Annotated in this window: 7 protein-coding genes and 1 pseudogene; 4 read left to right on the plus strand and 4 right to left on the minus strand. The window is 73.0% G+C overall.

Annotated features, from left to right (window positions below):
* Positions 1-219 (minus strand): urease accessory protein UreH domain-containing protein (locus tag L2I40_RS14810; RefSeq protein WP_237215927.1); only part of this gene is annotated, 219 nt, incomplete at its 3' end.
* A gap of 271 nt (positions 220-490) precedes the next feature.
* On the opposite strand from L2I40_RS14810, the gene L2I40_RS24470 reads away from it, so the two are divergent.
* Positions 491-3,436 carry a PAS domain-containing protein gene (locus tag L2I40_RS24470; RefSeq protein WP_272910970.1) on the plus strand — a complete coding sequence of 982 codons (2,946 nt, stop codon included), beginning with the start codon at positions 491-493 and terminating at the stop codon, positions 3,434-3,436.
* A 52-nt stretch (positions 3,437-3,488) separates the two neighbouring features.
* Here the strand turns inward: L2I40_RS24470 and L2I40_RS14830 are convergent, their stop codons facing one another.
* Positions 3,489-3,794: a hypothetical protein gene (locus L2I40_RS14830; protein WP_237215929.1), complete on the minus strand. Its 306-nt coding sequence runs from the start codon at positions 3,792-3,794 to the stop codon at positions 3,489-3,491.
* Positions 3,795-3,981: 187 nt separating this feature from the next.
* Between L2I40_RS14830 and L2I40_RS14835 the strand changes: the two genes are divergently transcribed.
* Positions 3,982-4,374: a septal ring lytic transglycosylase RlpA family protein gene (locus L2I40_RS14835; protein WP_237215934.1), complete on the plus strand. Its 393-nt coding sequence runs from the start codon at positions 3,982-3,984 to the stop codon at positions 4,372-4,374.
* A 7-nt stretch (positions 4,375-4,381) separates the two neighbouring features.
* Here the strand turns inward: L2I40_RS14835 and L2I40_RS14840 are convergent, their stop codons facing one another.
* Both L2I40_RS14840 and L2I40_RS14845 read right to left on the minus strand, forming a co-directional pair.
* On the minus strand, positions 4,382-4,948 hold the full coding sequence (locus tag L2I40_RS14840) for a DedA family protein (protein WP_237215936.1): 567 nt from the start codon (positions 4,946-4,948) through the stop codon (positions 4,382-4,384).
* Positions 4,949-5,091: 143 nt separating this feature from the next.
* On the minus strand, positions 5,092-5,949 hold the full coding sequence (locus L2I40_RS14845) for a tryptophan 2,3-dioxygenase (RefSeq protein WP_237215938.1): 858 nt from the start codon (positions 5,947-5,949) through the stop codon (positions 5,092-5,094).
* 224 nt (positions 5,950-6,173) lie between these two features.
* Here L2I40_RS14845 and L2I40_RS14850 point away from each other — a divergent pair, with 224 nt between their 5' ends.
* Both L2I40_RS14850 and L2I40_RS14855 read left to right on the plus strand, forming a co-directional pair.
* Positions 6,174-7,337: an aminotransferase class V-fold PLP-dependent enzyme gene (locus tag L2I40_RS14850; RefSeq protein WP_237215940.1), complete on the plus strand. Its 1,164-nt coding sequence runs from the start codon at positions 6,174-6,176 to the stop codon at positions 7,335-7,337.
* Between the two features lie 47 nt (positions 7,338-7,384).
* Positions 7,385-7,573: pseudogene (locus L2I40_RS14855) on the plus strand (4-hydroxythreonine-4-phosphate dehydrogenase PdxA); the annotation flags it as partial.

Below are 7,573 nucleotides of genomic sequence, written 5' to 3' on the forward strand. Positions count from 1 at the left end.
CTGATACGGCAGCAGCGCCGCGCCCGAGAGGCGCGCGAGCATCCCGCCCGCCGCCGACCGGTCGGCCACAGCGCCCGCCTGCGCCAGCACGAAGGGCGCGCACATCCCGGCGCAATGCGTCACGCCGCCCGCGAGGCCCGCGAGGAACAGGGCGAGCGCCACGGCCGGCACGCCGCCCGGCCCGATCGCGGTGAGGTCCTTGAGGCAGTCCGCCAGCATGCGACCCTTCCACCATGGCAAGGCGCGCGCGTCCTTGCGGTGGATCAAGCCGAGACGGCGCCGCTGGCGCCACGACAGCTGGCGGCGCCGCAATCGACATCACGCTGCTTTGATCGTCTAGCCCACTTCGTTGCAGGGAAGGCGAGTGCCACGTGGGAACTTTGCGGCCGCCACGATCAACGGTGCCGGCCGACTGGCCCGACGGGCTGGGGGAGGCGTCATCAACAGTGTAGCGCGTGACGGTGCCGCAGGGCCGCCGATGAGGGATCGCATGCAGAGCGCCGGCGGACCGCTCCGCACCGACGAGTCGCCGGACCTCCAGGCGCGAGGCGGCCGGGCGTCGGCGCGTCGCGTCAACCGCATCAGCGCCATGCTGCTCGCCGTCTGCATCGCGCTGCCGACGGCACTGATGGCGCTCGGCGCCTGGCTCGCCTGGCGCGACGCCTGGCAAGACGCCGCCATCGAGGTCGAGCAGGCGGCGGAGACCGTCGCGCAATTCGGCGGCCGCATCCTCGGCGCCCATGTCGCCGCGCTGGCGCGCATGGACGAGGCGGTGGCCGGTCTCTCGGACGAGGGCATCGAGGAGCAGGAGGCCGCGCTGCACCGCGCCCTGGGGCGCATCGTCGCGGCGGCGCCAGGGGCGTCGGATGCGCGGGTCCTGGCCGGCGACGGACGTGTCCTGGCGAGTGCCACGGCGCTTCCCGCGCGCCCGCATCCGACCGACCGGCCGCCGTCCGGGACCCCCGAGCCCCGGCTCGAGCGCGTCGTGGTGGACGGCCCGGGCTCGGTCGTGCTCCCGGTGACGCAGGCGCAGGGCGATGGCCGCCTCGCCCTGGTCCTCCTGGTCCGCCCCGACCGCCTCTCCGCCGCCCTGCGCGCGGTGCTGCTGAAGGACGGCGACGTCGCCGGCCTGGTCCGCGCGGATGGCGAACTGCTCGCGCGCAGCACCGGGCAGGTCGGACCGACCCGCGCCATGCCGGCCTTCGCCGACGCCACGGCGAATGGCCGCGAGCGCGCCCTGTACCATGTCCGCTCCGCCACGGACGGTGCCGATCGCCTTGCCGCCGCGCGTCGGATCGAGGGATGGCCCGTTTATGCCGTCGCGTCCCGACAGCGGCAGGCCATCGTGGCGGAATGGCGCAGCACGGTGGCTGGCCAGCTCGCCATCGGCCTGCCGACCAGCATCGCCCTCCTCGTCCTTGTTCTCGCGGTGCGGCGTACCGACACCGCCCTCGCCCGCAGCAACACCGTGCTCGAGGCGCATGTCGCGACGCGCACCGCGCAACTGCAGGAGAACGAGGCTCGGCTGGAAGGCGCGCTCGATGCCGGCCGGGTCTTCGCCTTCGAATATCACCCGGCACAGGACCTGGTGATCAATTCGGCCAATGCCGCCGCGATCCTCGGTCTTCCGGAGGACGCCGCCCGCAATCACAGCGGAACGGATTTCATCGCCGCCGTCCATCCGGAGGATCGCGGCAAGCTGCTTGCGACGCTGGCCGCACTGACGCCGGAGAAACCGGCCTATGGCGTGCGCTTCCGCTACTGCCGCCCGGACGGCGGCGTCGTCTGGCTGCAGGACCAGGGGGCTGCCGAATTCACGCCCGACGGGCGGATGCTCTGCCTCAAGAGCCTCTCGCGCGACGTCACGCAGGAGGTCGCGGCGGACGCGGCGCTGCGCGAGGCCGAAATGCGGTTGCGCGTCGCCACCGAAGGCGCCGGCATCGGCACCTACGAGATCGATCTGCGCCGCAACGCGATCTGGGTCGATCCGCGCACATCCCAGGTCATCGGGCTGCCGGCGGAGAGCTGGCTTCCGCTCGACGGGCCCGACTGGGCCGCGCTCGAGGCGCGCATCCATGCAGAGGACCGCGCCGCCTTCGCCGCCGCATGGGCCGATGTCGTTTCCGGCGTCTCGGCTAGCTGGTCGGTCGAGACGCGGCTGCGCCAGCCCGATGGCGGCTGGCTCTGGGACTGGTGCCACGGCGTCGCGCAGGACCGCGATCCCCACACCGGCCGCCCGGCACGCATCGTCGGCGTGGTGCGCGACATGACGGAGCTGCGCCGCATGGAGACAGAGCTGCGCCAGGGGCAGAAGATGCAGGCGCTCGGCGCGCTCGCCAGCGGCATCGCGCATGACGTCAACAACGTGCTGCAGGCGATCTCGGGCTCCGCCGCCATGGCGCTGCGGCAGGCGGAGGACCCGTCGGTCGTTCGCCACCGCCTGCAGGCGGTGAAGGCGGCGGTGGCGCGCGGCGGCTCCATCACCAATCGGCTTCTCGCCTTCTCGCGCCGCGACGAGCCGCGGTCGGAGGCGATCGATCCGGCAACGCTGCTCGCCGGCCTGCGCGAGATCCTGCAGCCGAGCCTCGGTCCGCAGATCCGGGTCGTGCTGGATGTGGCGCCCGGTCTGCCGCCGCTGTGCGGCGAGCGGGAGCAGCTGCAGACCGCGCTCATCAACCTGGCGACCAATGCGCGCGACGCGATGCCGCAGGGCGGCGTGCTGACGCTTGCGGCCCGCCTCGATGTGGCCCGCCCGGGGACCGCGTCGGCGCAGTTGACGCCGGGGCGCTACCTGCGGCTCGAGGTGCGCGACAGCGGGACCGGCATGGATGCCGCGACGCTCGCCCGCGTCATGGAACCCTTCTTCACGACCAAGCCGGAAGGGGTGGGCACGGGGCTCGGCCTCCCGCTCGTGAAGGCGCTTGCCGAGCGCCGCGGCGGCGCCATGGAGATCGAGAGCGAGCCCGGGCGGGGAACCACCGTCCGCCTCTGGCTGCCGGCGGCCGAGCCGGCAGCGCCGGATCCGCCGCCGGCCGGCAGGGCCGACCCGCCGGCACGCGAGGCTTTCCATGTCCTGCTGGTCGACGACGATCCGGTGGTGCGCGAGACGATCGGGGATCAGTTGCGCGAAGCCGGGCTCGCGGTGAACTCCGCCGGCGATGCAGCCGGCGCGCTGTCGCTGATGGATCGCGACACGCGGGTGGATGTGCTGGTCACCGACCTGGCCATGCCCGGCCTGGACGGCCTCGCGCTGATCGAGCAGGCAAGGCGCCGGCGGCCGGGTCTGGCGGTTGTGATGGTCACGGGCCGGGCCGACCATGGGGGGGCGGTCCCGTCCGGCCATGCCGCGGGCGGCCCCTTCGTCCTGGTGCGCAAGCCGGCCAGCGGCGCGGAGATCATGCGCCAGGTGACGGCCCTGCTCGGCCAGCCGGCCTGAACCGGGCCCGCTGGAGCGGGCCGAGGGGTACCTCCCCGTCGGCGCGGCAGGATCAGCGCGGCAGCACGCCCTCGCCGCCCGCCCCCGGCGCTCCGGACCGGCGGTGGTCGGCGCGCCGCGTCACGACCCGCTCGTCCCGTGGCGACCCGGGCGCGTGCGTCCCGCCGCCGCCGCGCATGGCTCGATCGAGGGCGGCCACGGTCGCGGGGGACAGCCTGCGCCCCTTCTCCTGCAGCGTCGGCAAGAGGTGGAATTGGCCGTCGAGCGCGCGGCGGTAGAGCCCCAACACTTCGCGGAGCAGCGGTGCCTCCTCGGGCGAGGCAGGGCGGACCGAGCCGGCAAGCGCGTCGAAGTCCATCGCGGCGCACTCCAAGTCGTTGTCTGACTGTATCATTTACGAGCCTGCAACGGTTCCTGCACGACCGGCACCTGAAATCGCTGCACGGCGGCATCACGAGGCGGCGACTGGTCGCGGAGCTTCCGTCCAAGCGCCCCCGGAAGGGGCCGGGCTTGCCATCCCCCTCCCCCGCATGTTTGTTGCACCCATGATGGCGACCCACCTGAAGCGCGGGGTGCTTCCCGCTCTCCTGGCGCTGGCCGGCCTCGTGCCCCAAGCCCAAGCGTTCGAGCCCCAACGCGGCGTCGCCGCGATCTACGACGCGCAGCGCTTCACCGGACGCCCGATGGCGAACGGCCAGCGCTTCCACCCGGACCATCCCGTCGCGGCGCACCGCCACCTGCCCTTCGGCACGGTGGCGGAGGTCACGAACCTCCGGAACGGCCGCACCACCACGGTGACGATCTCGGATCGCGGGCCGTTCACGCCCGGGCGGATCATCGACCTCTCGCCGCGCAGCGCGCGCGAACTCGGCTTCAACGGGATCACCCAGGTGGAGGTGCGCCCAGTCGCGTCGCGGAGCCGGCAGGCGCAGCGCTGAGGCCGGACTACTTCGCCCCCGCCGCGGCCAGCCGCCGGCCGCGCCACACGCGGCGCGCGATCACGAAGAGGATCACACCGACCGCGGTGCCGCCGAGCACCCAGAGCAGGCGCGTCGGGCCCAGCAGCTGGCCGAGGAACCAGCCCGCCGCGACGAAGCTCGCCGCCCAGATGCCGGCGGCGGCGAAGTTCAGCACCATGAAGCGCTTCCGCTCCATGCCGCAGATGCCCACGGCGGCGGAGGCGACGTTGCGGATGCCGTAGAGGAACCGGAAGCTCAGCACGAAGAGCGCGCCGTGGCGCTCCAGCAGCTCGGCGCAGCGTGCCACCCGCGCCTCGGCGCCCGGGATCCGCCGCACCGCCGCGGGCCCGAATTTCCGCCCGAGCGTGAACCAGGTCTGGTCGCCGAGGAACGACCCGATCCAGACCGAGACCATCAGGATCCAGGGATCCACGAGACCGGTCGCCGCCCCCGCGGCGGAGGCCACCAGCACGAAGGTCTCGCCCTCGAAGAACGCCCAGAGTGCGGCCGCCAGATAGGCGAGCATGCCCCACTCAGCCCAGAACTCGGCCAACCGTGCCTCCCGAGGACGTTCCGCCTGTATGGCGCTCGCGGGGCCGGGAGGAAACGGCGGAACGTCAGCCTGTCGGATAATCCATCCAATGCCCGGCCCGCGTGTGGCCGGGCGACGCATGTCGCGCGCTGGTTAACGGGCCGCTACAGCTTCCCGCGCACGCTCCAGAGCTCGGGGAAGAAACGCTTCTCCAGCACGCCGCGCAGATAGGCGACGCCGGCGCTGCCCCCCGTTCCGACCCGCCCGCCGATGATCCGCTCCACCGTGGAGAGATGCCGGAAGCGCCAGGTCTGGAAGGCGTCCTCGAGGTCCACCAGCTCCTCCGCCAGCTCGTAGAGGTCGAACCAGCGCTCGGCGTCGCGGTAGACCTCCGCCCAGGCCGCCTCGACGCCCGGATCGGGCGCATAGGGCTGGCTGAAGTCGCGCTCCAGCACGGAAGCCGGCACCGGCAGGCCGCGCGCCGCCAGCAGGCGCAGCGCCTCGTCATAGATGCCGGGCGCCCGGAACGCCTCCTCCAGAGCCGCATGGATGTCCGCCCGGTGGCGGTGCGGCTTGAGGTAGAGCGGCTCCCGCGCGCCCATGCGGATCTCGATCAGCCGGTACTGCCAGGACTGGAAGCCCGACGAGCTGCCGAGCTTGTCGCGGAAGGCGAGGTAGTCGTGCGGGGTCATGGTGGTCAGCACCTCCCACGCCTCGACCATCTGCTTCTGGATGCGGCTGATGCGCGCCGTCGCCTTGAAGGCCGGGCGCAGCTCGTCGGCGCGGATGTGCTGCATCGCCAGCGCCATCTCATGCGCGAGCAGCTTCATCCACAGCTCCTGCACCTGGTGGATGACGATGAAGAGCAGCTCGTCGTGCTGGCCCGAGAGCGGCTTCTGCGCGGCGAGCAGCGCATCGAGCCCCAGATAGTCGCCGTAGCTCATCCGCCGGGCGAAGTCGGTCACGACCTCCTCCGCCCCACCCGGCACGGCATTCGGCGTCGGCGTTTCGGCTCCGGCCATGCGGTCCTCCTGTCAGAGACCGTTCGAGAATGCCGGCGGCTGAGCATCCGCAGGGGATTTTTCGTCCCGGCCCGGCGCCGGCCGCCGCCGATGCTGGTTGCATCGGCAAGGCCGGCAACGACGCCGGGGCGGAAAAGCCGCGCGGAGCCGACCCGTCCGGTGTTCTCGAATGGTCTCTCATCCGTATCTAGGCGTCCCGCGGCGCATCTCACATATCCCGCGCGATGCTCGACCTCCGCGCCCATTTCGCCCGCTTCCTGCAGGCCGACCCGCACCGGCTGCACTTCGCCGCCCACAGCCACCATCCCTGGCCCGACGCGACGCGCGACGCGCAGCTCGCCGCCTGGGACACCGCCGCGCGCCTGCAGGACGGGAAGTGGGATGAGATCCTGGGCCCCGTGCTGCGCGACGTGCAGGCCAAGGTGGCGCGCCAACTCGGCCTGCCCGACCCGACGACGCTGGTCTTCGCGCCGAACACGCATGAATTCGTTGTGCGGATCCTCTCCTCGCTGCCCTTGGGCCGGCCGCCGCGCATCCTGACCACCGACGCCGAGTTCCATTCCCTGACCCGCCAGCTCGCCCGGCTCGGGGAGGAGGGGCTGATCGAGGTCACGCGGATCGCCACCGAGCCGCACGCGACCTTCCTCGACCGCTTCGCGACCGCCGCGCGCGCCGGCTTCGATCTCGTCTGGGTGTCGGAGGTCTTCTTCTCCTCCGGCTTCGCGCCGGGCGACGGCGCGGCGGGGCTCGGCGCGCTGGCCGAGGCGGCGGGCGAGGCGGTGCTCGTGATCGACGGCTATCACGGCTTCATGGCGCGGCCGGTGGATCTCTCGGCGCTTGCGTCGCGCGCCTTCTACACCTCGGGCGGCTACAAATACGCGATGGCCGGCGAGGGCTGCTGCTTCCTGCATTGCCCGCCGGGCTGGCTGCCGCGTCCGCGCGCGACCGGCTGGTACGCCGCCTTCGGCGCGCTGGCGGGGCCGCAAGGCGAGGTCGGCTATGCGACCGACGGCTGGCGCTTCATGGGCGCCACCTTCGACCCGTCGGGCCTATATCGGCTGGCCGCCGCGCTCGGCTGGTTCGAGGCGCAGGGGCTGACCACCGCGATGGTGCGCGACCACGCCCATGCACTGCAGCGGCGCCTGGTTGCGGGGCTGGATGGTACGGGTCTCGACCCCGCGCGCCTCGTCGTGCCGCTCGACGAGCCGCGCCGCGGCAACTTCCTCACCTTCGACCTGCCGGATGCGGAAGCCTGGCAGGCGCGGCTCTCCGCGGCGGGGATCGTGACGGACCGCCGCGCCACGCGGCTGCGCTTCGGCTTCGGCCTCTACCAGACCGGCGCCGAGGTCGACGCGCTGCTGGATCGTCTGTCGCGCATGGCCAGCTAGCCCTCCCCCGCTTGCGGGGGAGGGTTGGGTGGGGGCAGAGGCATCGCGTGCATCGCATCCCCCCCCTCGCCCTGACGATGGGCGAGCCCGCCGGCGTCGGCCCGGAGATCACCCTCGCCGCCTGGCGCGCGGTCCGCGCCGCCGGGCCGGCCTTCTTCGTGATCGCCGATCCAGCGCTGCTGGCCGGCGCGCCCCTCGCGCACATCGCGGCGCCCGAGGAAGCCCCCGCGGCCTTC

The organism is Falsiroseomonas oryziterrae (assembly GCF_021864505.1).
Classification (GTDB): Bacteria; Pseudomonadota; Alphaproteobacteria; order Acetobacterales; family Acetobacteraceae; genus Falsiroseomonas; species Falsiroseomonas oryziterrae.

What these genes read in the sequence shown, in the direction of transcription:
- L2I40_RS24470 (WP_272910970.1), top strand. Translation starts at nt 491, where the DNA reads ATGCAGAGCGCCGGCGGACCGCTCCGCACCGACGAGTCGCCGGACCTC.
- L2I40_RS14830 (WP_237215929.1), bottom strand. Translation starts at nt 3,794, where the DNA reads ATGGACTTCGACGCGCTTGCCGGCTCGGTCCGCCCTGCCTCGCCCGAG.
- L2I40_RS14835 (WP_237215934.1), top strand. Translation starts at nt 3,982, where the DNA reads ATGATGGCGACCCACCTGAAGCGCGGGGTGCTTCCCGCTCTCCTGGCG.
- L2I40_RS14845 (WP_237215938.1), bottom strand. Translation starts at nt 5,949, where the DNA reads ATGGCCGGAGCCGAAACGCCGACGCCGAATGCCGTGCCGGGTGGGGCG.
- L2I40_RS14850 (WP_237215940.1), top strand. Translation starts at nt 6,174, where the DNA reads ATGCTCGACCTCCGCGCCCATTTCGCCCGCTTCCTGCAGGCCGACCCG.